19 protein-coding genes and 1 pseudogene are annotated in these 23,275 nt (G+C 64.3%); 5 read left to right on the top strand and 15 right to left on the bottom strand.

All coding sequences use genetic code 11. From position 1 onward, the window contains the following. The 4 genes from B0W80_RS17720 to B0W80_RS17705 all read right to left on the bottom strand — a co-directional run. A partial coding sequence (locus B0W80_RS17720; RefSeq protein ID WP_143684671.1) for a CaiB/BaiF CoA-transferase family protein occupies positions 1 to 618 on the bottom strand: 618 nt, incomplete at its 3' end. Between the two features lies 1 nt (position 619). After that, on the bottom strand, positions 620 to 1,417 hold the full coding sequence (locus tag B0W80_RS17715) for an enoyl-CoA hydratase (RefSeq protein ID WP_077000468.1): 798 nt from the start codon (positions 1,415 to 1,417) through the stop codon (positions 620 to 622). Continuing rightward, positions 1,414 to 3,570 (bottom strand): hydantoinase/oxoprolinase family protein, encoded by a 2,157-nt coding sequence (locus B0W80_RS17710; protein WP_077000467.1) that lies wholly within the window; start codon positions 3,568 to 3,570, stop codon positions 1,414 to 1,416. The genes B0W80_RS17715 and B0W80_RS17710 overlap by 4 nt, the downstream gene beginning before the upstream one ends. Positions 3,571 to 3,604: 34 nt before the next feature. Continuing rightward, a complete protein-coding gene (locus tag B0W80_RS17705) occupies positions 3,605 to 5,218 on the bottom strand; it encodes a hydantoinase B/oxoprolinase family protein (RefSeq protein ID WP_077000466.1) in 1,614 nt (537 codons plus the stop codon). A 199-nt stretch (positions 5,219 to 5,417) separates the two neighbouring features. Here B0W80_RS17705 and B0W80_RS17700 point away from each other — a divergent pair, with 199 nt between their 5' ends. Next, positions 5,418 to 6,368: a LysR substrate-binding domain-containing protein gene (locus tag B0W80_RS17700; RefSeq protein WP_077000465.1), complete on the top strand. Its 951-nt coding sequence runs from the start codon at positions 5,418 to 5,420 to the stop codon at positions 6,366 to 6,368. A gap of 19 nt (positions 6,369 to 6,387) precedes the next feature. On the opposite strand, the gene B0W80_RS17695 is transcribed toward B0W80_RS17700, so the two are convergent. The 5 genes and pseudogenes from B0W80_RS17695 to nadC all read right to left on the bottom strand — a co-directional run bounded on the left by B0W80_RS17695 (position 6,388) and on the right by nadC (position 12,267). After that, positions 6,388 to 7,350 carry a tripartite tricarboxylate transporter substrate binding protein gene (locus B0W80_RS17695; protein WP_179106954.1) on the bottom strand — a complete coding sequence of 321 codons (963 nt, stop codon included), beginning with the start codon at positions 7,348 to 7,350 and terminating at the stop codon, positions 6,388 to 6,390. A 740-nt stretch (positions 7,351 to 8,090) separates the two neighbouring features. Beyond that, positions 8,091 to 8,291, bottom strand: a pseudogene (locus tag B0W80_RS36215) (IS110 family transposase); the annotation flags it as partial. 185 nt (positions 8,292 to 8,476) lie between these two features. Then, positions 8,477 to 10,267, bottom strand: a complete 1,791-nt coding sequence (locus B0W80_RS17690) for a chorismate-binding protein (RefSeq protein WP_256856610.1) — start codon at positions 10,265 to 10,267, stop codon at positions 8,477 to 8,479. Further along, positions 10,264 to 11,388 (bottom strand): quinolinate synthase NadA, encoded by a 1,125-nt coding sequence (gene nadA / locus B0W80_RS17685; protein WP_077000463.1) that lies wholly within the window; start codon positions 11,386 to 11,388, stop codon positions 10,264 to 10,266. Before nadA ends, B0W80_RS17690 begins: the two co-directional genes overlap by 4 nt. A gap of 3 nt (positions 11,389 to 11,391) precedes the next feature. Next, positions 11,392 to 12,267 (bottom strand): carboxylating nicotinate-nucleotide diphosphorylase, encoded by an 876-nt coding sequence (gene nadC, locus B0W80_RS17680; protein ID WP_077000472.1) that lies wholly within the window; start codon positions 12,265 to 12,267, stop codon positions 11,392 to 11,394. Between the two features lie 158 nt (positions 12,268 to 12,425). Between nadC and nadB the strand changes: the two genes are divergently transcribed. From nadB to panC, 4 genes are read left to right on the top strand one after another with little or no spacing between them, the layout of a single operon-like run. Beyond that, entirely contained in the window at positions 12,426 to 14,003 is a 1,578-nt protein-coding gene (gene nadB / locus B0W80_RS17675) for an L-aspartate oxidase (RefSeq protein WP_077000462.1), read from the top strand. A gap of 47 nt (positions 14,004 to 14,050) precedes the next feature. Continuing rightward, on the top strand, positions 14,051 to 14,452 hold the full coding sequence (gene panD, locus B0W80_RS17670; RefSeq protein ID WP_077000461.1) for an aspartate 1-decarboxylase: 402 nt from the start codon (positions 14,051 to 14,053) through the stop codon (positions 14,450 to 14,452). Further along, a complete protein-coding gene (panB, locus tag B0W80_RS17665; RefSeq protein ID WP_077000460.1) occupies positions 14,452 to 15,360 on the top strand; it encodes a 3-methyl-2-oxobutanoate hydroxymethyltransferase in 909 nt (302 codons plus the stop codon). The genes panD and panB overlap by 1 nt, the downstream gene beginning before the upstream one ends. A gap of 10 nt (positions 15,361 to 15,370) precedes the next feature. Next, a complete protein-coding gene (panC, locus tag B0W80_RS17660) occupies positions 15,371 to 16,201 on the top strand; it encodes a pantoate--beta-alanine ligase (RefSeq protein ID WP_077000459.1) in 831 nt (276 codons plus the stop codon). A 320-nt stretch (positions 16,202 to 16,521) separates the two neighbouring features. On the opposite strand, the gene B0W80_RS17655 is transcribed toward panC, so the two are convergent. The 6 genes from B0W80_RS17655 to B0W80_RS17630 all read right to left on the bottom strand — a co-directional run bounded on the left by B0W80_RS17655 (position 16,522) and on the right by B0W80_RS17630 (position 23,268). Further along, positions 16,522 to 16,728: a hypothetical protein gene (locus B0W80_RS17655; RefSeq protein ID WP_143684670.1), complete on the bottom strand. Its 207-nt coding sequence runs from the start codon at positions 16,726 to 16,728 to the stop codon at positions 16,522 to 16,524. 270 nt (positions 16,729 to 16,998) lie between these two features. Next, positions 16,999 to 18,177: an FAD-binding oxidoreductase gene (locus B0W80_RS17650; RefSeq protein ID WP_077000457.1), complete on the bottom strand. Its 1,179-nt coding sequence runs from the start codon at positions 18,175 to 18,177 to the stop codon at positions 16,999 to 17,001. A 356-nt stretch (positions 18,178 to 18,533) separates the two neighbouring features. Beyond that, positions 18,534 to 19,382 carry a creatininase family protein gene (locus B0W80_RS17645; protein WP_077000456.1) on the bottom strand — a complete coding sequence of 283 codons (849 nt, stop codon included), beginning with the start codon at positions 19,380 to 19,382 and terminating at the stop codon, positions 18,534 to 18,536. Then, positions 19,369 to 20,265 (bottom strand): fumarylacetoacetate hydrolase family protein, encoded by an 897-nt coding sequence (locus tag B0W80_RS17640; RefSeq protein ID WP_077000455.1) that lies wholly within the window; start codon positions 20,263 to 20,265, stop codon positions 19,369 to 19,371. Before B0W80_RS17640 ends, B0W80_RS17645 begins: the two co-directional genes overlap by 14 nt. A gap of 124 nt (positions 20,266 to 20,389) precedes the next feature. Further along, entirely contained in the window at positions 20,390 to 22,171 is a 1,782-nt protein-coding gene (locus B0W80_RS17635) for an ABC transporter permease subunit (RefSeq protein ID WP_077000454.1), read from the bottom strand. 23 nt (positions 22,172 to 22,194) lie between these two features. Next, entirely contained in the window at positions 22,195 to 23,268 is a 1,074-nt protein-coding gene (locus B0W80_RS17630; RefSeq protein WP_077000453.1) for an ABC transporter substrate-binding protein, read from the bottom strand. Positions 23,269 to 23,275 lie beyond the last annotated feature (7 nt).

Here is a 23,275-nt window from a genome sequence, read left to right as displayed (position 1 = left end):
AAGGGAGGCCTGCACCCATTGCCCCTGACCCGAGCTCTCGCGCTCCAGCAATGCGGTCATCACCGCGAGCGCGCAGTACAGCCCGGCGCCGATGTCCGCGAGCGCGATGCCGACGCGCGTCGGCCCGTTTTCAGGAAAGCCGTTCATCGACATCATTCCGGCCATGCCCTGGATGATGTGGTCGAAGCCGGGCCGCTTGGCATAGGGGCCGTCCTGTCCGAATCCCGAGATGCTGGCGTAGACGATGCGCGGGTTGATCCTGCTGAGCGATTCGTAGTCGATGCCGAGCCGGTGCTTCACGTCGGGCCGAAAGTTCTCGGCGATCACGTCGGCGTCCTGCACCAGACGGCGAAGGATCGCCAGGCCGCTCGGGTGCTTGAGGTTGAGCGTCAGGGAGCGCTTGTTGCGGTGCAGGTTCTGGAAGTCCGGGCCTTCGCGCAGGCCGCCCCATCCGTCGCTCTGCTCCAGCAGTTCGGGCGTTTCGATCTTGATCACGTCCGCGCCCCAATCGGCAAACTGGCGGATGCACGTCGGGCCGGCGCGCACGCGCGTGAGGTCCAGCACCTTGTACGCGGCCAGCGGGCCGCGGCGGGGAGGCGTGTAGCTTGGCTGGGTCATGTCAGCGCCCCTGGAAGTTCGGCGTGCGTTTGTCGGCGAAGGCGGCGCGGCCTTCCTGGTAGTCCTCGCTGGCGTAGCAGGCATCGACTAGCGCCTGGGCTGCCTGCAGGTCGCGGGCGAATTCGGGCTTCTCGTATTCGAGGAAGGCGCGCTTGAGCGCGCACAGGGTCAGCGGCGCGTTGCTCGCGATTTGCCGGGCGTAGTCGAGCACCGATTGCTCGAGCTCGGTAGCCGGCACGACGCGGTGCACGAGTTGGCACGCGAGCGCCTCTGGCGCGCTGTAGCGACGCCCGGTGAAGAACAGGTCCCGCGCAGCAGCCGCACCCATGACGCGGGCCACGCGCACCTGGCCCTCGTGGCCGAAGCCCAAGCCCAGGCGGACCGCCGGAATCGCGAACACTGCAGTGTCGGCGCAAATGCGAATGTCGCAGCTCACGGCGAAGTCGAGCCCGCCGCCGATGCAGTAGCCGTGCACCATCGCGATGGTGGGCTTCGCGCAGTCATACACGGCGTCGTATGAGCGCTGGTTGACCTGGTTGTATTCGCGGTTCTGCTCAGGATTCGTCCGCACGCTGCCGAAGGCCGAGATGTTCGAGCCCGCGGCGAAGGCGCGCTCGCCCATGCCGGTCACGATCACCACCCGCACCTCGGGGTCGGCTTCGAATTCGGCCATCACGCGAGGTACCTCGCGGGCCATGTCCATCGAAATGGCGTTGTGCCGGGCGGGGTCGTTGAAAACCATCCAGCCGATGCCGTCGGCCTTGCGGGCCTGCAGTGAGGGGAGCTCGTTGTTCTTCATGACAGTGCGTTGGTGTTCAGGTTGGAGGTGCGGGCCCCTTCGCACGATTCGGCCTCGTCCGCGTGGGCGAGGTCGATCACGAGGCTGCCGGAGGCGTCGACACGCGCCTGGGAGTCAGCTGGCAGCACCAGGGTGGAAGAGGCCTCTTGAACGAGCGCGGGCCCCGGAATGGCGTCGCCGGCAGCGAGCCGTTCGCGGCCGTATACCGGCACGTTCTCGTAGCGCTTGCGGGCGCCCACCCAGACCTGGCGCCGGCCCTCCAGGGCCGAGGCGCCGCCGGCCGCCACGGCCGTGCTCGCCAGTCCGCTCGACGTCGCCTCGACACTGGCTGCGATGCGGATGTTCACGATCTCGACGTCGCCAAGCGGCATCACCTGCGAGAACATTTGTCGGTAGGCAGCCTTGAAGGCCTCGACAAAGGTCTCGGCCGACGCGTCGCCGTAGGGTCCGGCCGGCAGCGTTGTGACGATCTCGAATCCCTGCCCGACGAAGCGCATGTCTGCCGAGCGCAGGACGCGCGGGGCGCCCGGGTGGTCTGGCAGCGTTGCGTCGATCACTGCGAAAGCCTCGGCCTCGAGTTGGGCATAGAGACCCTCCAGTTCACGCCAGTCGGTGCGGGAGATCGTCTTCGCCACCGTGGCCATGCGGTCCACGCGGGCCGGGGCCATCAGCAGGCCCAGCGCCGAGGCGACGCCCGCCCCCGGGGGGCAGACGACGCGCGTCGCGCCCAAGCGCTGCGCAACCTCGCAGCCGTGCAGCGGACCGCCGCCGCCGGTCAGCAGCATCGCGAAACGCGAGGCGGTGTGGCCGCGCTCGGCTACATGCACGCGGGCCGCCGCGGCCATGTTTTCGTTGACGATGGAGTGGATACCCCAGGCCATCTCAGGGATGCTGATGCCCGCCTGCTCGGCAAGCGGCGCGATCGCGGCCTTGGCGCGAGCGACATCGAGTTCGATGGTGCCGCCGGCAAAGGCGGCGGGGTCGAGGTAGCCAAGCACCAGGTTCGCATCGGTCACCGTCGGCTGCGTGCCGCCGCGGCCATAGCAAGCGGGGCCGGGCGTCGAGGCCGCGCTCTCGGGGCCGACCTTGATCAGCCCGAGCGGGTCGACGTGGGCGATGCTGCCGCCGCCCGCTCCGATCTCGATCAGCTCGATGGTCGAGATGGAGATCGGCAACCCGCTGCCTTCGGTCAGCCGCTTCTGGCGGCTAGCCTCGAACTGGTGAGCGATCATGGGCTCGCCGCCGTCGATTATGGCCAGCTTGGCGGTGGTGCCGCCCATATCGAAGGCAAGCACGTCCTCCACGCTGGAGCGCCCGCCGAAGTACGCGCCGGCCAGGGCGCCGGCCGCGGGGCCCGATTCGAGCAGCTGGATCGGCACGCGCTTGGCTTCTTCGACATGCGTCAGCCCGCCGTTGGACAGCATCATGAAGAGGGGCGCCTTGATGCCGATGGCACGGATCTCGTCCGTCATCAGATCGAGGTAGCTGTCGGCCAGCGGCGTCACGTAGGCGTTCGCCACGGTGGTCACGCTGCGCTCGTACTCGCGGATCTGCGGCGAGACATCGGACGAGATGGAAACGAAGAGCTCCGGATAGGCCGTGGCCAGCGCGGCGCGCGCCTGCTTCTCGGTGGTGGGGTTGGCGTAGGCGTGCAGGAAGATGATGGCGACCGACTGCACGCCAGCCGCGACCAGCTCGCCGGCCCGGGCCACCAGGGCGCCTTCGTCCAGCGCGGTCAGGATCGTGCCGTCCGGCCCGGTGCGCTCGGGCACCTCCAGCCGCAGGTGCCGCGGCACCAGGGCGGCCGGCATCTCGATGTGCAGGTCGTACAGCTCGTACTTGTGCTCGCGGGCGATTTCCAGCGTGTCGCGGAAGCCGGCCGTGGTGATCAGGCCGGTGGGTGCGCCCTTGCGCTCGATGAGCGCGTTGGTGAATAGCGTCGTCGCGTGCACGACGCGCTCGACCGCCGCATAGGCGAGCCCTTCGCGCTCGAACAGCCGGCGCACGCCGGTGATCACGCCTTGGTGCGGCGCGCTGGGTGTGGTGAGTTCCTTATGCGAGAGCGAGCGACCCGTTTCGTGCTCGTAGACGACCACATCGGTGAAGGTGCCGCCGATGTCGATGCCAAGGGAAAGTGCTGAAGGTGATGACATGGTGTGAACTGCAGAAGAAGGGGTTGAGGCGTGTTCAGGCGCCGATGTAGGCACCGCGGCGGTCGGCCGCCAGACGTTCCGGTGCACGGCGGTCCGGCGCGCCATAGCCGCCGCCGCCGGGTGTCTTCATCTCGACACACGCGCCAGGCTCGAGGACCTGCTGCAACTTCGCGTTGCACGGCACGCCATCGATCCGCACCACGCCTGGGGCGCCGGACCGGCCGCCTGCAAGGCCTTCGGCCGCCGCTTCGGGCCGCGTGCGTTCGGCCATGAAGCTGACCACCATCGGGTTCGGCGAGCAGTTCTCGAACTTGATCTCCTGCCCGGTGCCGCCCCGGAACTCGCCCGCGCCGCCGCCGTCTTGCCGCAGCTGCCGGTGGTGCACGCGCACGGGCAGCAGCTGTTCGATCATCTCCACCGGCGTGGAGGAGATGTTGCTGGGCCAGGACAGCACGTTGACGCCGTCACGCCGGTTCGAAGCGCCGTAGCCGCCGTTCATGAAGAACATGCTGGCGTAGCTGCTCCCGTCAGTGCGCTGCCCGGCCACGTTGGCGCACCACAGGGGCGAGCCGGTGGTGGCGATCACCTGGTCCGGCAGGGCCTCGGCCAGCGCGCGTAGCACCATGGTCGGCAGCATGTGCCCGACCAGCGCGCGCGCACCTCCGGCGGCCGGCGGCAGGGCGTTGAGGATGGAGCCGGGCGGGGCAGTGACCTCGATGGGGTAGATCACACCTTCGTTGCCGGCCACGTTGGGGAGCAGCGCCGTGCGGATGCCATAGCAGGTGTAGGCCTTGGTGTAGGCCATGCAGACGTTGATGGAGGCGGGCACCTGGGCCGAGGTGCCGGTGTAGTCGACCTCAATCGAGCCGTCCTTCACCGTCATCGTCATTTCCAGCCGGATTGGCTCGGCGAGCCCGTCCGTTACCGCGCTGGTGCGGTACACGCCTTCGGGAATGCGCCGGATGGCCGCCCGCATCGCGTTCTCGGAACGGGTGTGGATCTCGTGGGCCAGGCCCTCCAGCGATTGCAGCCCGTGCTCGTCCATCTGCGCCAGCACGCGCTGCTCGATGCGCTGTACGGCCGTGATCTGTGCATAGAGGTCGCCCATCACCTGGTCGGGTACGCGTACGTTCTTGCGCACGATGCGCTCGAGCACCGGATCCATGACGCCGGCCCGCAGGATCTTCATCAGCGGGATCTGCAGGCCTTCCTCGAACACCGAGCGGGCATCCGCCGAGCGCACGCGCCCGCCGATATCCGGTGCATGCGCGACCGAGCCGGCCCAGCCGACGATCTTGCCTGCCAGGAAGATCGGCTTGGCGAGCGTGATGTCCGGCAGGTGGCCCGTGCCCTGCCAGATGTCGTTGGTGATCAGGACGTCGCCGGGCTGCAGGTCTTCGGGCGCGAACTCGTCAATGAAGTGCCGGATGGTCTGCGGCACGGTGTTCAGGAACGATGGGATGCTGTGAGTCGCCTGGGCCAATGAATGCCCGCGTGCGTCGGTCAGCACGCACGCGAAGTCGTTCGATTCGCGCACGTTCGTCGAGAAGGAGGTACGGACCATTGCAACGGCCGCTTCGTCGACGATCGAAATCAGTCGACTCCACAGCAGTTCCAGCGTGATCGCATCGAATTGGGCACTAGCCATCGGTGAACCTGTCGAAGAGTTGTTGAGGGCGCCGGAGGGAAATGAGACCCCGCCGGCCTGATGAATTCTGGGCGCATGGACCATGACAGTCCAATATCCTGTTCGACCAACCCTATTCCATGGGTATATACTTTTTGCCGTTCAAGAGCGTGCGTCGCGACCCAAGCCGGTGTCCTCGCGCGCGAGCAGGAGAAAGTCGATGCCAACCGAACCCGCAAGGCCGTTCCAGCCCAGTCCGTTTTCGCTCAACCACCGCTACATCGAAGTGTTCCGCGCCGTGATGATGCGAGGCACCGCCACCGAGGCAGCGGCCATGCTGCACACCTCGCAGCCCGTGGTCAGCAAGCTGCTGGCCCGCTTTCAGTCGGTCAGCGGCATCCAACTGTTCGAGCTACGCAAGAGCCGGCTGGTGCCGACGCCGGAGGCTCGCATTCTTTTCAACGTCATCGAGCGCAGCTACATCGGCCTCGAGCAGATCGCGCAGACGCTTGCCGAACTGCGCGGCCTGCATTCCGGACGTGTTCAGGTCGGCTGCCTGCCGTCGATGGGCATGGGCTTGCTGCCGGAGATCACGCGCAATTTCATGAAAGAGCATCCGACCATCCAGGTCGCCATCGACACAGTCGATTCATCCCTGGTGCGCGACGGTGTCGCCCTGGGCCGGTTGGACCTCGGAATCGCTATGCGGCAGGTGGATTCGGCAGGCACCGAGGCGCAGCCGCTGGTGGCCGTCCTTCCTGTGTGCGTGATGGCGGCCGGCCATCACCTCGCCGGCAAGAAAAGCATCCAGGCCAAGGACCTGGATGGACAGGCCTTCATTGCCACCGGCCGGAACGACGGCACGCGCGAGGCGATCGAGCGGGTGTTCGACGAGGCAGGCGCGCGGCCCATCACGGTCGCCGAGACCACGTACGCCATCACCACCTGCATGCTCGCGCTGCAGGGCATCGGCGTTGGCATCGTCAATCCGATGGTGGTTGCGCCCCTGCTGAAGGCGGGCCTAGTCGCGCTTCCGTTCAGGCGGGCGGCGCCGGTCGAGTTGGTCTTGCTCACGCCGCTGAACCAACCTCCTTCGCGCATCACCCAGGCCTTCATCCAGCACGTGAAGCTGGCGTGTGCCGAGCTGTCGGACGCGATCCGCGCCGCGTAAACCGCGCGGGCTTCGAGGATCAGAGCCCTAGCTGGGCGTCCTTGATCAGCTTCGTGTACTTGACCGCTTCGGAGTGCACGTACTCGTTGCTCTGCGCTACCGTGCCGCCTATGGGAGTGACGCCCAGGTCGGCCCATCGCGATGCCAGGCCCGGGGAGTGGACGATTTTGTGAATGTCGGCGCTCAGCTTCTTCGCCACCTCGGGCGGCAGGCCCAGCGGCGCGGCCACCGTGTACCAGCCGACGAACTCGTACTCCGGAACGCCCTGCTCGGCCACGGTCGGCAGGTTCGGAAGGCTCGGCGAGCGTTTCGCACCGGTCACGGCCAGCGCGCGCACCTTGCCGCTCTTCATGAGTCCGATCGCCGTCGGGAGGTTCTCGAACATCAGCTGGATCTGACCGCCCATCAGATCGGCGCTGGCGGCCGAGCTGCCCTTGTAGGGGACGTGCGTCATCTTGACGCCCGCGTCGCGCAGGAAAAGTTCAGCGCCCAGGTGCGTCGCCGAACCCGGCCCGGCCGAGCCGAAGTTCAGCGCGGCCGGGGAGGCCTTCGCGAGCTTAATCAGATCGCTGATGTCATTGGCTGCCACCGAGGGGTGAACCAGCACCACACTAGGAAAGGATCCGATGATGCCCAGGGTATCCAGGCTCTTGCCGGGGTCGTAGTTCAGCTTGGGGTAAATGCGGTACGAGGCCTGCACGGGCTGGATGCCGATCAGGAGCGTGTAGCCGTCCGGTGCTGCCCTGGACACGTACTCGGCACCGATGTGGCCGCTGGCCCCGGCCTTGTTCTCCACCACCACCGGTTGCTTGTAGAGCTCCGACAGCTGCTGTCCGACGAGGCGGCCCAGCAGGTCGGCCGAACCGCCCGCGGCGACGGGAACGATGAGCCGGATGGGCTTGTCCGGAAATCCGTCCGCCTGCGCTCCGAAGCAGGAGCCCAGACAGGGCAGGATGGCAATGAAGTTGCGTTTGGTGATCAAGATGGGACCTCTGAGCTGGGTGGTGCGCTAGTCGAATGAATGTGTTCGTCGGCCGGCACGCCAAACCGACGTCCCAGTCCTGTGCAGACCTTGGCGTTGAATTCTGGGCGGCAGCCTTATGTGGGTCCAATGCAAAGTTCCCGCCTGGGTATTCCAAATGAGCATCCCGTTGATGCACCGTAGCGAACCAGAAATCCGCGGCGATCATCGTTTGTGCACCATCGCGTCCCGGTTGTCCCCAAGAATGTTGACGCATCGACGGATCGATATCGTGACGCGGCCTCCAATTGAGCAACTCGTCAAGCAGCACGCGACGGCACCGTTGGCGCGCAGCCAAGCGAATTGCTGGCCGCGACGATCAGTCCCCGAGTGCGGCTTGCGAAGACGGTGATCCAGTGCAGTTCGAGGCGTGCGGTGAACTCACGTCTCTCGGCGCAATACCCTGCGTGCTGTTCAACTCTGACGTTGAGTGGCTGTACATGAACGCCCCCTATGCCAACCTCTCAATTCGTGGCGACGCGAAGGTAATGATTGCTCCCGTACATTCGGACTGTGAGTGCAGCTTTCGGCTGCGGTCCCTGAAGGGATCTGCTGGTCGACGCCTCGATCGCTTACACGCACTCTGGGTGCCGCAGCTAGCACGGGCTTGGTCAACCACGGTCTTACCTGTCTTGCCATCACTTCATGATCGCCCGAGCATTCGGTGGTATTTCTCCCTGAAGTTGGTTTGCTAGCTTCGATCACGTCGCCTCGACGGCCCTGCTGTAACCCGTCTGGTAGCGTCGGTCGTGCGCCAGCAACGCCCAGACGATTTGAGCATTCTTGTTGGCGAGTGCGACCGCCGCCACATTCTTGTTGCGCCGCTTAACCATTGCGACCCAGTTGCACGGATCCGCCCCCTGTTCCGCGCGATAGATGACGGATCGCGCGCCGTGTATCAGCTACGTGGCAAGCCATTCCAAGCCGCTGCAGCAAAATATCAGCGGTCATTCGGTCACCACACGCACGCGGGACTCGCCATAGCGCGGGGATGATCCCGATCGAGGCAAGACGAGCAGAGCTCAGGGAGCAATGACGCTTGGCCCGGGAAGTGTTTGCATGTTGCTTCGCGGCAACCAACAAGTGTTCAGGGTGATGAGGGTTCCAGACAATGCTCCAGCTTAGCTCTGATCCACCCCCGGAGGCTATTGACAAATGCCAGCTCGCGCACCCGCGCCAAATCCTCCAGATGAACGACTTCCTCCACCACACGGCCTTCGCGCAGGCAGCGCGCGCGTCCGATACCACCCAACAAGCCGCAATGCAACGGCGGGGTTACCCACCGCCCGTCTAGAAGCAGCGCCACATTTCCTCGCGTGCACTCAGTGATCTCGCCGCGACGATTCCATAACAAGGTGTCGAAGATCCTCGCAGTGACAGGCGCAAAGGCGTCGTAGTGCACTCGTCGAGTTGTCTTGAAATGAACGAACTCACTGTCTGAGAATTCGAATGCATTTTTGGCCAGTGCTAAGCTGACTAGAGCGGGCTCAGCGTCTTGCATAGAGGCCTGCGCTCGCACGCCGCCATTGCAATCGCTCAGCAGTCGCACGCGCCAACTTCCCCGGGGGTTCTCCCTGCAGACCCTGTCGAGTGCCTCAAGGGCGGCTAGCTCGTCCCAGCGATAGCCAAAATGTGTAGCCGCCACCCGAATTCGCGCGAGATGAGCATTGCGATCGCGAATCTTCCCCTCGATCAGCGCCATGGTTTCAAGAAGTTCAAATGAGTCGCTGGCGCGATCAAGGAAAGCCCGTTTGCTCTGCCACTCGTCCCACTCGCCCTCTGCGCGAGCATCCGCGGTGACGCCGCTACCAATCCCGCAGTACGCCTTGTCGCCCAGCAAGGTTACCGTGCGGATTGGCACATTGAATGTCGCATTGCCTCCAGGTGTTACCACGCCCACGGCACCGCAATAGATGCCCCGAGCCGCGGGCTCCAAGCGGTGGATCATCCGCATAGCAGCCACTTTGGGTGCACCGGTCACTGAACCACATGGAAACAATGCCGCGAAGACATCACCCAGCGTGCAGCCGGTTCGCGTGGCGCACTCAACGTCCGAGGTCATCTGCCACACTGTCGACAGCGGCTCCGTGGAAAACAAGCGGGGGACCCGTACGGAAAAAGGCTTGGCAATTCGAGACAGGTCATTTCGAAGCAGATCAACGACCATGACGTTCTCGGCCCGCTCTTTGGGCGAGGTGCGGAGTCGTTCAGCCGCTGCGGTGTCCGCAATCGTGTCGAATCCGCGCGCGGCCGTGCCTTTCATGGGACGCGTCAGAAGTCGACCATCACGCCAATCAAAGAACAGCTCCGGTGAAACGGACAACACCTGCTCGCCACCACCATCGACATAGGCGGCATAGCCGCCCGGCTGAGCTCGCTGCAATGCGGCGAAGAGCGCTCGGGCGGCACGTTCCCCAAAGCGATCGTGCAGCATGGCTTGGAGCCGCGACGTGTAGTTGACCTGGTATACCTCGCCGGCCGCGATCGCTCGAAGAAGTTCTGCCATGGCGGCATCGAAGCCCGGGCGCGACAGCACACTACGCCAGTTCAGGGCAGCAAAGTCCAAGTCGGGTTCGTCCGGCCTGTTCTCGGGCCAAGGATGCGCAGTCTTGTGAATGCCGAACCACGCAAGAGGCCCATCGGCTTTGTGCACCGTGAGCGCCGGGTCGAACGCCGGTGCCGCTTCATATCGCAGATAGCCCACGCACCAGTGCCCGTTCAGCGCTTGCGCATGCACGGCATCCAGCAGTGGCCGAACCTGTTCGGGTCGATGCGCCACCATCGTCTCGTCTGGTCTGGCGAACAGCTTGCGCAGCCGCGGAGCCTCGGCGTCATCGGGGCAGGCAAAGTCGATCCGGGCCGAGATGGCAAGCGTCACGCCGCGCCGATTCCCGCCACCAGGTGATCGACCGGCTGGCCGCCCCGGAGCGCGGCCGTGAAGGCCAGCATGCGGTCGATGGGCACCCGCGCCCGCCGCCCCAATGCCGGCTCGACATGCACCTCGCCGGTCCCGGTCTCCAGCACGTGGGTCAGGCCCGCGAGGCCGTTCATCGCCATCCACGGACAATGCGCGCAGCTCTTGCAGGTGGCCGAGTTGCCGGCGGTAGGCGCCTCGATGAAGGTCTTGCCCGGGTTCAGGGTGCGAAGCTTGTGCAGCATGCCACTGTCGGTCGCGACGATGAACTCGCTCGCCTCCATGCGCTGCGCCGCGCTCAGGATACCCGAGGTCGAACCCACCGCATCGGCCAGCGCGATGACATCGGCCGGCGCCTCGGGATGCACCAGCACGCGGGCCGCGGGGTGCGCCTGCTTGAGCAGCTCGAGTTCGAGCGCCTTGAACTCGTCGTGCACGATGCACGCCCCACCCCAACTCACCATATCGGCGCCGGTCTCGCGGCGGATGTAGTCGCCCAGGTGGCGGTCGGGCGCCCAGAGGATCTTCTTGCCCTGCGCCGTGAGCGCACGCACCACATCGAGCGCGCAGCTCGAGGTCACGAGCCAGTCAGCGCGCGCCTTCACTGCGGCGCTGGTGTTGGCATAGACCACGACCGTACGGTCGAGGTATTGGTCGCAGAAGCGGGCGAAGTCCTCCTCGGGGCATCCCAGGTCGAGCGAACAGGTCGCATCCAGGTCGGGCATCAGGATCCGCTTGTCGGGCGACAGGATCTTGGCGGTCTCGCCCATGAAGCGCACACCCGAGACAACCAGCGTGCGCGCTGCGTGATCGCGGCCGAAGCGCGCCATCTCGAGCGAATCGCTGACCAAGCCGCCAGTCTCCTCGGCCAGGTCCTGCAGATCGGGATGCACGTAGTAGTGCGACACCATCACCGCGTCGCGCTCGCGCAGCAGGCGGCGGATGCCCGCCTTCAAGGCCTCGCGTTCGACCGGATTTGGCTCTGGTGGCACGCGGGCCCAGGCATGGCGGGTGCCGCAGGCCGCGCCACCGTTGGCGGCGTCCAGCGGCTGCTCGTAGTCGACGTCGATCACCGGAAAGCTCATGGCTCAGGCCTCCTGGAATCGCATCGAGAAATCGATCGCCTTGACGTCCTTGGTCAACGCGCCGATGGAGATGCGGTCGACGCCGGTCTCGGCCAGGGCGCGCAGGCCCTCGAGCGTCACGCCGCCCGAGATCTCAAGCGCGGCCCGTGCATCGCCGGCGGCGTCGTTGCGCCGCACGGCCTCGCGCAGTGTAGGCAGGTCCATGTTGTCCAGCAGCAGCATGCGGGCGCCGTGGGCCAACGCCTCGTCGAGCTGCCCCAGCGTTTCGACCTCGACCTGCACGAACTTCGCACGGCCCGCGACGCGCGTCGCCGCACGCAGCGCTGCGCTCACGCCACCCGCAGCGACGATGTGGTTCTCCTTGATGAGAACGGCGTCGTAGAGCCCGATGCGATGGGTGACGCCGCCGCCAGTGCGAACCGCGTACTTCTGCGCCAAGCGAAGGCCGGGCAGCGTCTTGCGGGTGTCAACGATCTGCGCCCGCGTGCTGTGCACGGCATCCACATGCAGTGCCGTCTTGGTCGCCACCGCGCTCAGCAACTGCAGGAAGTTGAGCGCGGTGCGCTCGGCAGTGAGCAACGCCCTGGCAGCGCCCGCGAGTTCGAGCACGACCTGGTCTGGCGCGCAACGAGCGCCCTCTTCGACATGCCAGGTGATCCGCGCATCGGGGTCAAGATGCCGGACCACCGCTTCGACCCATGGCGCACCGCAGAGTACGGCCGCTTCGCGCGCAATCACCCGTGCGTCGGCGCGGCGATCGGCATCGATCAACGAGGCCGTGAGATCGCCACCGGCCACATCTTCATCGAGCGCACGCAACGCATCGGCGCGCACAACGGCGGCCCATTCGGTGGAGGAAAAATCGAGGGTACTGTCCATCTTCATCATCGGTTTGGAGGCCACGCGCAGGAAAGCAAATGGGCGCGATCGTAGCAGCGATACCGAAGCGACTCGCCTTGCAAAAATGCACGCAGGCGTAGCACAAGGAGTCGGTTATGGTTCGCCCCGTTTGACATCCGAAGCGAGAGCGACGACCTGTGACTTTTCATGAATTCGACGTGCTCATCGTCGGCAGCGGCTTGGCTGGCCTCAGCACCGCGCTGCACCTCGCAGCCACACATCGCGTGGCCGTCATCACCAAGCGTGCGGTGAACGATGGCGCAAGCCAATGGGCCCAGGGCGGCATCGCGGCGGTGCTGGCGGAGGGCGACAGCCTGCAGTCGCACGTCGACGACACGCTGGTCGCGGGCGCCGGCCTCTGCGACTTGGCCGCCACGCGCTTCGTGGTCGAGCATGCGCCCGAGGCCATTGCCTGGCTGCGCGGGCTCGGCGTGCCCTTCTCTCTCGAGGACGGCGCGCTGCACCTCACGCGCGAAGGCGGCCACAGCCAGCGGCGCATCGTGCATGCGGCCGACGCCACCGGCGCGGCCGTGCAACGCACGCTGATCGCGCAGGTGCGCCGCACGCCCAACATCACGCTGTTCGAGCAGCACACGCTGGTCGACCTGATCACCGGGCGCAAGCTCGGGCTCGCCGACAATGCCTGCCTCGGCCTCCATGCGCTCGACGACACCACCGACGAGGTGCTGACTTTCAGCGCACCGCACACCGTGTTGGCCACTGGCGGCGCAGGCAAGGTGTATCTCTACACCAGCAACCCCGACACGGCCACCGGCGACGGCATCGCTGCGGCGTGGCGCGCGGGCTGCCGCGTGGCCAACATGGAGTTCATCCAGTTCCATCCAACCTGCCTCTATCACCCCGACGCCAGGTCCTTTCTAATCAGCGAGGCGGTGCGCGGCGAAGGCGGGCTGCTCAAGCTGCCAGACGGCACCCGCTTCATGCCCGGGCACGACGAGCGGGCCGAACTTTCCCCGCGCGACATCGTGGCGCGCGCGATCGACTTCGAGATGAAGAAGCACGGCCTGGACAGCGTGCACCTCGACATCTCGCACCAGAGCCCGGCCTTCCTGCAAGAACACTTTCCGAACATCCTGGCGCGCTGCGCCGAGTTGGGCATCGACATCACGCGTGAGCCGATCCCCGTGGTCCCGGCCGCGCACTACACCTGCGGCGGTGTGCACACCGACCTCGCAGGCCGCACCGACGTGCCCGGCCTCTACGCGATCGGCGAAACCGCCTGCACCGGCCTGCACGGCGCCAACCGACTGGCCAGCAATTCGCTGGTCGAGTGCATGGTGTTCGCCCGCGCCGCCGCGCAGGCCATCGCCGAGGCACCGCAGAGCGCACGCGCCGAGCTGCCCGCGTGGGACGACAGCCGCGTCACCGATGCCGACGAGACCGTGGTCATCTCGCACAACTGGGACGAGTTGCGCCGTTTCATGTGGGACTACGTGGGCATCGTGCGCACCAACAAGCGGCTCGAACGCGCGGCGCACCGCATCGCGTTGCTGCAGGGCGAGGTGCAGGAGTTCTACGGCAACTTCCACGTCACTCGCGACCTGCTCGAGCTGCGCAACCTGGTGCAGGTGGCGGACCTGATCGTGCGCTCGGCCCAGGCGCGGCGCGAAAGCCGGGGGCTGCACTTCAGCCGCGACTATCCGTCACTCGCCGCACCCGCGGCACCGACCATCCTCGTGCCGCCCGCCAATTGAGTCGGCCCCTCGAAGTTCTTGCATCCTAGAGAAAGACCCTTCACATCATGTTCCGCACCCTGCTGAAGTCCAAGATCCACCGGGTCGCCGTCACCGACTGCGAACTGCACTACGAAGGCTCCTGCGCCATCGACGAAGACCTGCTCGACGCCGCCGGCATGGCCGAGAACGAGCAGGTCCACATTTGGAACATCAACAATGGCGAGCGCTTCGTGACCTATGCGATCCGCGGCGAACGCGGCACCGGGATCATCTCGATCAACGGCTCGGCCGCTCGGCGCGCCGCGGTGGGCGACCTGATCATCATCGCGGCCTTCGGCCTAGTGCCCGAGGACCAAGTGCAGGCGCATCGGCCGAAGCTGGTCTTCGTCGACCACGCCAACCGCATCCAGGAGGAGCGCGCCGACATCCCGGTGCAGGCGGCTTCGGGCGAAGCGGTGGGGGCCTGATGCCGAGCGCAGCGGGCCTTGCCGTGTCATCGTCACCCGCTGCCGATGCGGCCACCCCCTACGGCACCCTGCCCCCGGCCTCGCCGCCGTCGGCGCGCAAGCCGCTAAGCCTGCCGCGCCTGGCCGATATGCATGCGCGCGGCGAGAAGATCGCGATGCTGACCGCCTACGACGCCACCTTCGCGGCCGTCGCCGATGCCGCGGGCGTCGAATGTCTACTGGTCGGCGACTCGCTGGGAATGGTCTGCCAGGGGCTGCACAGCACCGTGGGCGTGACGCTGGAGACCATGCGCTTCCACACGGAGAGCGTCTTTCGCGGACTGCGCCGCGTGCAGGGCACCGCTTGGCTGGTCGCCGACCTGCCCTTCGCAAGCTACCAGGAGTCGCGCGAACAAGCCCTGCGCAGCGCCGCCGTGCTGATGCAGGCTGGCGCGCACATGGTCAAGCTCGAAGGCGGCGGCTGGACCACCGAGACCGTGCGCTTCCTGGTCGAGCGCGGCATCCCAGTCTGCGCCCACCTGGGCCTCACGCCGCAGACAGTACATGCGCTCGGAGGCTACCGCGTTCAAGGCCGTGGCGGCGAGGCCGCGGCCCTGCTCGCGCAGCAGGCACATGCGCTGCAGGAGGCAGGCGCCGCGATGCTGGTGCTCGAGATGGTGCCCGCCGCGCTGGCGGCGGAACTCACCGCCGAACTGAAGCACTGCGCCACCATCGGCATCGGCGCCGGACGCGGCACCGCGGGCCAGGTGCTGGTGATGCACGACATGCTGGGCGTCGGCCTCGGCAAGATGCCGAAATTCGTTCGCAACTTCATGGCCGACGCGCCCGGCATCGCGCAGGCTATGAAGGCCTACGTTCGCGCTGTCAAGAACGGCAGCTTTCCCGACGATTCACTCCACGCTTGGTAGGCACTTCACGATGTACATCGCCCGCACCATTCCTGAACTGCGCGACCACCTAGGCCAATACCAGCGTCCCGCCTTCGTCCCCACCATGGGCAACCTGCACGATGGCCACTTGGACCTAGTGCGGCAGGCCAAGCCGCGGGGCGACGTCACCGTCGCCAGCATCTTCGTCAACCGTCTGCAGTTCCTGCCGCACGAGGATTTCGACAGCTACCCGCGCACGTGGGACAGCGACTGCGAGAAGCTGCGGACGGCCGGTTGCGACGTGCTGTTCGCGCCCGACGAGCGCGCGCTGTACCCGGAGCCCCAGACCTGCAAGGTGCATCCAGACGGAGCGCTGGCGGACATCCTCGAAGGCCAGTTCAGATCCGGCTTCTTCGTCGGCGTCTGCACGGTCGTGATGAAGCTCTTCGCCTGCGTGCAGCCGAGCGTGGCCTTGTTCGGCAAGAAGGACTATCAGCAGTTGATGGTGATCCGCCACATGGTGCGGCAATTCGCGCTGCCGATCGAGATCGTGGGCAGCGAGACCCGCCGCGCGGACGACGGCCTGGCGCTGTCGTCGCGCAACGGCTACCTGAACGACGCCGAGCGCGCCGAGGCGGCGCAGTTGTCCCGCGCCTTGCACGTCACGGCGGAGGCCATCTATGCGGGCGAGCGCGACTTCGCCGCGATCGAGGCGCGCGCAATGGAGACCCTCAGCGCGCGCGGCTGGCAGCCCGACTACTTGGTGTTGCGTCGGCGAGCCGATCTACAGGTTCCGAGCGCCAGTGATCTACTTGTCGCGCTGGTCGCTGCGCGACTTGGAAGCACGCGCCTCATAGACAGCCTTGAAATCGAGAATTGAGACGGGCTCCACGCCATCGGCCCGTGCCAATTAAGCCACAGACGCTCCGGGTCTCGCGCACGCTGTCAGCACCCGCTGCTGCAAATCGGCGACGTGGCGCCGCCAGATCGCGCTTGAAGTCCTCCATGGTGTTCAACCAAATCACGGTGCGCACGATCGTCATGGACACGGGTGGGCGACTCGATGGGATCACTGCGCGCTTTCGTATGCCGGCCTAAAACCTCGAACAGGTTCATCGGATCCTGGGTGTTGCCAGACTCAGGCCGATGAGATCGATGGAGGCGTGCACCTTGCACCCTTCCTCCAACGATCAGTTCCGATTACTTCTTCACCATGTTGGCGCAGGCCGTATCTTTTGCCAAGGCTGCATCGTTCTTGTTCTGCAGCGGAACGAACTGCGCCAGATGCGCCTTGCAATTTTCCATCGTCAGGGCCGAGGTGGACGCGGAAGGCGTCGTGCCCGAGGCGCAGGCGGCCAAGCTGATCGAAAGAACGGAAGCGCTGACCAAAGTAATGATTGTCTTCATGATTTATAAGTGTCTGGGTTATACGTTGGGAGAACGAGAATGCCTTTTCGAATTAGCGATCTACGAATCATCTACATTGTTGGGGCCCTCCTTCCACGGAAATGTTCTTATTGAGATCGAACGACATGCTGTGGCAAGGCAACCGACAAGGGTCTCTTCAACGCGCGGTTCTTTGAATAGCTTGTACACCCTACTTGTTTCCTTAAAGTAAGGAGGACAGCCCCGAGCCGGACGCATCGACGACGTTGGCGCGAATGACGAGTGGATTGATCACACGATGCCTTGCTCGGCATAGGGGCAGTTCTCTTCCACACGCTCATACCCCAACGCAGTCATGTCGATGGTGCTGTACCGGCCTCCGATGATCAATTCGGCGATGCCGCGACCGGCGGCCGGCGCATGCATGGTTCCGTGGCCAGAGAAGCCCGCGACCGTATACAAGTTAGGCATTCGGCTCCAAGCCCCGATGATTGCGTTGCCATCGAGTTCATTCACCTCGTACAGCCCTGCCCAAGTGCGGTGGCACTTGGTTGTCTCAAAGACCGGGAAACGGTGAGCGACTGCGGGGCGGACCACGTGCTCGAAATAGTCGTGGTCGACGTCAAAGTTGAATCCGTTGCGGACACTGCCGTCCACCAAGCCACCGGAGAATCCTTGGCCTTCGGACCGGAACGCGAGCCGCGCTGTATCTTTGACGTATGGCAGCGATTCCATCGGAGAACCGGGGCTGAAGTAGTGCTCGAAGCGTCGGGACGGAACGATGGGTAGATCCATGCCGAAGTGCTTCGCTACAAGACCAGACCAGGCGCCTGCGGCATTCACGAAGGTCTCTGCAGCGAGCTTGGCTCCGCCTTCCAGATCGACTGATCGTGCCTTGGCGGGGCCCGCATCGACGCTGACCACCCGGTCTTGAATGTAGATGGCACCAAGCTCGACTGCCTTTCGGCGGACCCCCCGTAGCAGACCGTTGGCATCGCACCATCCGTCGTGTGGACTGTGTGCGCCGCCACCGAGATCGTCGACGTTCATGGATGGCCACTTCGCCTTCATTTCCGCCGGTGAAAGCAGGTTCACGACACACCCGTGTGCCTGTTGCGTGCGGACGTTGCGTTCGAGATTAGGCATGTTGTCCGGGGGAACGATGAAAAGATAACCCCCTTCCACCCAATCAACTGGCGCGGAGTAACCCTTGGAAGCCATCGTTGTTTCGAACGACTTGATGAAGTCAATGCTGTACTTCGACATCTCGATGTGTTCGGGCTGCGTGAACTGCACGCGGCAGCCTCCGGAGGATCTCAGTGAAGACGCAAACTCATATGTCGAGTCCGGCTCAATGACGCATACCGACAACGCGGGATCGGCAATGAGCAGGTAATAGGCGACTGCGGAGCCGACGATGCCGCCGCCAATGATTGCGACGTCGTATTTGGGGTGTGGTTCGGTAGTCATCAGGTGCTTTTGCTGAATGAAGAAAATGGCGAAACTTTAAACGTTATCCCTTATTGGATCCATTAAGTAACGTTACAACGGCTGTTAAGAGTTGTGTCGTCAAGGATCCGACGCTCGATCGCAACGGGCTGGCAGAGGGGTCGGACGCTTCGATACAAAGGCCTGCGCACGCTCAGGCAAGCGAACATTTCGCATGTGCCATTCAAGGTCGTTCTGCCCAGACGAGCTTTCACTAGCGCCGGCTGGCCAGCCTGTAGCGCTAATGTTCGTCAGACTTGGAATGGTCAAATCAGGTCTAACGGCCAAGGAATTTTGGCTGACCGTCTTGGAGATCCGACGCATGTCCAGCCCAACTGTTAGGGACGCTCCGGAGTAACGTCGAAATCCTCTGGATCGAGGTAATCGAACGTCGCCGCGTCCCGTTCCCGGTAACGCCAGTCCGACGGCTTGGTGAATGCGGTCACCAGCCAGGTGCGAAAGTTCTCGACCAGTCGCTCGAAGCCCAGCCTTCCAAAGTCCTTGCTGGCGCGCGATGGGTCGCCAATCACACCAGTGGGATGCAGCGCATGCGCGCCCTGCGTGGCCAGTGTCTTCCACCAGCCTGTCTCGCCTGCGGTATAGCCCGTCACGGACAGATAGTCGCCCACCAGCTCTGGAAACAGGTGCAGCGCAATGCTGGTCTGGAACATGCCTGCATGGCCCTCGCTCTTGCACAGGCGCAGTTCCATTTCCTCGGCCAATTGCTCCAGGGGCTGCGTGAAAGTCCGCCCGAACCCGCCGAATGCGCGAATGCTCGCATTGGGATGCAAGCCTTGCGTCGCGCGTTCGACTTCGCGCATGGCAGGGAAATTTCCACCGTGTCCCGACACCAAGGCGATGCGTTGGAAGCCCGCACGGACGAACGTTTGGACGGCACTGGCAATGCCCGCCTTGTAGGCGTCGGGGCTTAGCACGACAGTTCCCGGATATCGGCGATGCCGATGCGACAAGCCGCCCATGACCACCGGCGTGCAGACGACAGGGCCTGGCAATTGGCCAGCCACTTCCTTGATCAGGCGCTCGATGTAGAGGCTGTCGTTCGCGATCGGCAGGTGGGGGCCGTGTGCTTCGAGTGCCCCCGATGGCACGATCGCGATGCTGCCGGCCTGCTTTCCGAGTTCACCGATTTCCGTGGACGAAAGCAACGACAGTTCATGCAGCGACATGGTCAACCTCCAGCGTCTTCTGGCTTTCGCGCACGACCGGATTGCGCAAGATGCCGATCCCTTCGATCTCCACCTCGATCACGTCGCCCTGCTTCATCAGCACGGGGGGATTGCGCGCATAGCCGACGCCAGAGGGCGTACCCATCGCGATCATGTCCCCGGGCTCCAGCGTCATGATTTCGGAAATGATGGCAATGGCCTTCCCCACAGACACCAGCATCTGCGAAGTGCTGTCGTTCTGCATGGTGCGGCCATTCAGACGCGAAACAATGGACAGGCCTTGCGCGCCGGGCGGCAACTCGTCTGCCGTAACGAAAATCGGGCCGACTGCGCCAGTCTTGTCGAAGTTCTTTCCCGCCGTCCATTGCGCCGTTTTGCGCTGGTAGTCACGCACGGAGCCATCGTTGAAGCAGGAGTAGCAAAACACGTGTGCCAACGCATCGGCCTCCGCAATACGATGTCCTCCCCTGCCGATGACCACAAGCAGTTCGGCTTCGTAGTCGAACTTGTCGGAGACGCTGGGACACATCATGGGCTGCCCCGCGGCGACCAGCGAAGTCGGAACACGCACAAAAAGTGACGGATACTCCGGCACCTTGCTTCCGCCTTCCTTGGCGTGTTCGGCATAGTTCAATCCGAGGCACACGAGCTTGCCGGGCCGCACGAACGGCAGTGCGAACTCAAAATCCCCCAGCGGCGACCAAGCCGAGGCTGGGAGCCCATCCAACTGCCGCTCGAGCGCCGCTAGATCTGGTAGTGGCAACTGCGCAAGCGTGGCGAGGTCGCAACCGCCGTCACGTTCCTGTGGGAGCAGCGCGGCCTTGTTTCCCCTTACGCCTGCCAATCGCTTCATTCCTTTCGAAGAGACCACTGTGAATTGCATAAATTAGCTTTCTTGAAAATGAAAAGAGATGCCGCGACGATCATCCGGCTGGAACTTTACGCCGCGGGCTTCGCGCTCCCGCAGGCGCCAACACGTGGCCTGGAGTCACCTATCCCGAGAATGCCTAGGTCGCAGCACTCAATGCGCCACCACCTTCTTGCTCGGTGACGCCGCGGGGATTGCGGCGGAATACCAGCACCAGCAAGGGCAGAAGGATCAACAACGTGGACAAGGCCGCGATGGCGGGATCAACTTGGTTGCGGACGTTCTCCCACATCTTCGTCGGCACTGTGACTACCTGGGTGCCGGCGATGAAGCTGGTCATGATGAGTTCGTCGAACGAGTGCAGAAACGCGAACAGCAGGGCGGACAGCAATGCCGGCGCCAGCAACGGCAGCATTACGCGGCGAAAGGTATAGCGGCGGCTCGCGCCCAAGCTCTGTGCAGCCATTTCCAGCCGTGGATCGAAGGCTGCAAACGCGGCCACCATCACAACCACCACCAGGGGAATACTCAAGCAGGTGTGCATCACCACCACGCCGGTCAGGGTCCCGTAGAGCCCCCAGTCCGCAAGCACCGCGAAAGCGCCGAGCGCCGTCACCACCGCGGGAATGACCATCGGTGCCAGCACCATGGCGTAGGCGAATCGGCCTTCCGGGCTGCGGCCTAGGCGCGCAATCCCGTAGGCGCTGAACGTGCCCGCGGTGACTGCGGCCAGTGTGCTGACGATGCCGATCTTGAGGCTGGCCAAGCCGGCTGCTGCCCACTGCGCGTCACTCAGAAGAAACTCGTACCAACGCAATGACCAGCGGTTCGGCGGGAAAGCCAGATTGTCCTCGCCATTAAAGGAGGCGATGACTACGATGATGCTGGGTACCATCAGATAGAAGCAGACCATCGCGCCGAACCCGAATAGCGCCCACTGTGCCCATCGACCGCCGGACGGACGCGTGACGCCCGAGTGCCGCACCCAACTCGCCCCGCTCCATGCCACAGTCGGGCTCCGGTTGCGCCAGCGCATCGGTACCACGGCGGCGAGCACGCGCCAGCGGGACGCTGCCGGGCGCACCTGGTCTCCGGCCGCCGGCGAGGCGCCCGTCTTGCCGCCTCCCAGGGCAACGTACACAATCAGGGTGACAACCAGCAAAACGAGCGCCAATGCCGCTGCAAAGGGGAAGTTCAGTGAGTTCTCGACGTTGTTGGCGATGAGGTTGCCAAGCATTACGTCGCGTGAATGGCCCAACATCGCTGGTGTGATGTAAAAGCCCAGAGAGATGATGAACACTAGAACGCAGCCACTGCGCACTCCCGCTGCCGTCTGCGGCAGATAGACTGTCAAGAATGTCCGTACACCGCCACCGCCTAGGCTGGAGGCCGCGCGCCATAGTGCGGGGTCGATGCGGTGCATGGCTGCGAAGATGGGAAGCACCATCATTGGCAGCATCACGTGCACCATGCCGATCATCATGCCGAAACGGCTGTACAGCAGCACTAATGGCTCGTCGATCACGCCGAGTCTGAGAAGGGCTGCGTTGATCGCACCCTGGTCGCCCAGGAGCACGATCCACGCGTAGCTGCGCACCAGGAAACTGGTCAGAAAGGGAATGACCACACACAACAGGAGCAGCTTGCGGGTAGCCGGCTGCACGCATGTCAGGAAAGCCGCCATGGGGTATCCGATCAACAGACATAGCATCGTCACCGAACCGGCGATGACAAAGGTCTTGAGCGTGATACCCAGATTGACGGCGTTGAACGCGACATCGAATTCTTTGAGCGAGAAGCCCGGCAAGTGCATGCTCATTCCGACGATCCTCACCAGGGGGTAGAAGAAGAACGCGGTCAGAAGGAGCACCGCCGGCAGGAGGCACAGTCGCAGGAGCGAGCGTTTGGATAGATTCAGCATGACAGCACGCGGTGCACAGCGGGTTACTTGGTGATCCACTCATTCCAGCGCTGCGCCAAGCGCTCGCTATTGGTTTTTCCGTCGGCACCGACCTGCGCGTACCAGTCGCCATTGACCGCGTAGCCCTGCTTGCGGTTGTCGGGATACGACACCAATACCTTGGCGAGTTCCTTGTCAATGAAGGCAAAGGCCTCTGGATTGGCCGGCGCGTAGCCGGTCATGCGCACAAAGGCGGCCTGAGGTTGCGCTCGCGATGCAAACTCGATGAACTGATGCGCTTCCTTCACGTTTTTCGCGCCCTTGGGGATCACCCAGTACACGCCGCCCATCTTGGCCTGATGCCACACAATCGTCATCGGCTTGCCGGCCTGAGTCAGTGCGGTGAACCGACCATCGAATCCCATACCCATGGCCGTACCGCCGCTGGAGAAGAGCTGCATCTGCTCACTACCCAACTTCCACCATTTGCGGATATGCGGCTTGATCTTGTCCAGGCTGCGGAACGCTCGGTCGATATCCAGCGGATACAGTTTGTCAACAGGTACGCCATCGGCGAGCAGTGCCTCCTCGAAGGGACCTTGCGAGCCGAGTTCACCGTTTTGCATGACCCGCGTCCCCGGGAACCGACTCACATCCCAGAAATCTGCCCAGCTCGACGGCATCGGCTTGCCCGCGGGATATTTGGAGGCATCGAGACCCAGCACCCAAGAGGAATAGAACACCTGCACGCCCCAGGGTTTTCTGGACTCCGCATCAAACTTAGCCATCAGCCCCTGCTCGATCTGCCTGTAGTCGATCGGTTCCAACAAATTCTCATGGAACAAGGCGCTAGATGATGCGGCCGTAAGTACCGCCAGATCGACGTCCACCTTGCCACTCTTGGCCTTGAGCTTGATCTGCGCTGCCATCGCCTGGTCTCGGACGACATAGACTTTGATGCCGGTCTCCTTCTCGAAGGGCTCGACGAAGGCCTTGAATACGCCCTCCCCCTGCAAACCTCCACCGGCGATAACAGTCAGTGTTCTGGTCTGAGCGCACGCCGTCGCACAACCGATGATGCAGACAAGCGCGATGGCGCCATGCTTGAGCTTTGTCATGTCTTCG

The sequence above is a fragment of the Variovorax sp. KK3 genome (genome assembly GCF_001984055.1).
In the GTDB taxonomy this organism is placed as follows: domain Bacteria; phylum Pseudomonadota; class Gammaproteobacteria; order Burkholderiales; family Burkholderiaceae_C; genus Variovorax.
Note: the sequence above shows the minus strand (reverse complement) of the source record. Positions and strands in the feature narration are given on the sequence as shown.

Bases quoted from the DNA above. Each gene is read 5' to 3' on its own strand.
- B0W80_RS17640 (WP_077000455.1), bottom strand. From the start codon at position 20,265: ATGCAATTCACAGTGGTCTCTTCGAAAGGAATGAAGCGATTGGCAGGC.
- panD (WP_077000461.1), top strand. From the start codon at position 14,051: ATGTTCCGCACCCTGCTGAAGTCCAAGATCCACCGGGTCGCCGTCACC.
- B0W80_RS17715 (WP_077000468.1), bottom strand. From the start codon at position 1,417: ATGAAGAACAACGAGCTCCCCTCACTGCAGGCCCGCAAGGCCGACGGC.
- panB (WP_077000460.1), top strand. From the start codon at position 14,452: ATGCCGAGCGCAGCGGGCCTTGCCGTGTCATCGTCACCCGCTGCCGAT.
- B0W80_RS17645 (WP_077000456.1), bottom strand. From the start codon at position 19,382: ATGTCGCTGCATGAACTGTCGTTGCTTTCGTCCACGGAAATCGGTGAA.
- nadA (WP_077000463.1), bottom strand. From the start codon at position 11,388: ATGAGCTTTCCGGTGATCGACGTCGACTACGAGCAGCCGCTGGACGCC.
- B0W80_RS17700 (WP_077000465.1), top strand. From the start codon at position 5,418: ATGCCAACCGAACCCGCAAGGCCGTTCCAGCCCAGTCCGTTTTCGCTC.
- B0W80_RS17630 (WP_077000453.1), bottom strand. From the start codon at position 23,268: ATGACAAAGCTCAAGCATGGCGCCATCGCGCTTGTCTGCATCATCGGT.
- B0W80_RS17650 (WP_077000457.1), bottom strand. From the start codon at position 18,177: ATGACTACCGAACCACACCCCAAATACGACGTCGCAATCATTGGCGGC.
- B0W80_RS17655 (WP_143684670.1), bottom strand. From the start codon at position 16,728: ATGAAGACAATCATTACTTTGGTCAGCGCTTCCGTTCTTTCGATCAGC.
- nadC (WP_077000472.1), bottom strand. From the start codon at position 12,267: ATGGACAGTACCCTCGATTTTTCCTCCACCGAATGGGCCGCCGTTGTG.
- B0W80_RS17710 (WP_077000467.1), bottom strand. From the start codon at position 3,570: ATGTCATCACCTTCAGCACTTTCCCTTGGCATCGACATCGGCGGCACC.
- B0W80_RS17635 (WP_077000454.1), bottom strand. From the start codon at position 22,171: ATGCTGAATCTATCCAAACGCTCGCTCCTGCGACTGTGCCTCCTGCCG.
- panC (WP_077000459.1), top strand. From the start codon at position 15,371: ATGTACATCGCCCGCACCATTCCTGAACTGCGCGACCACCTAGGCCAA.
- B0W80_RS17705 (WP_077000466.1), bottom strand. From the start codon at position 5,218: ATGGCTAGTGCCCAATTCGATGCGATCACGCTGGAACTGCTGTGGAGT.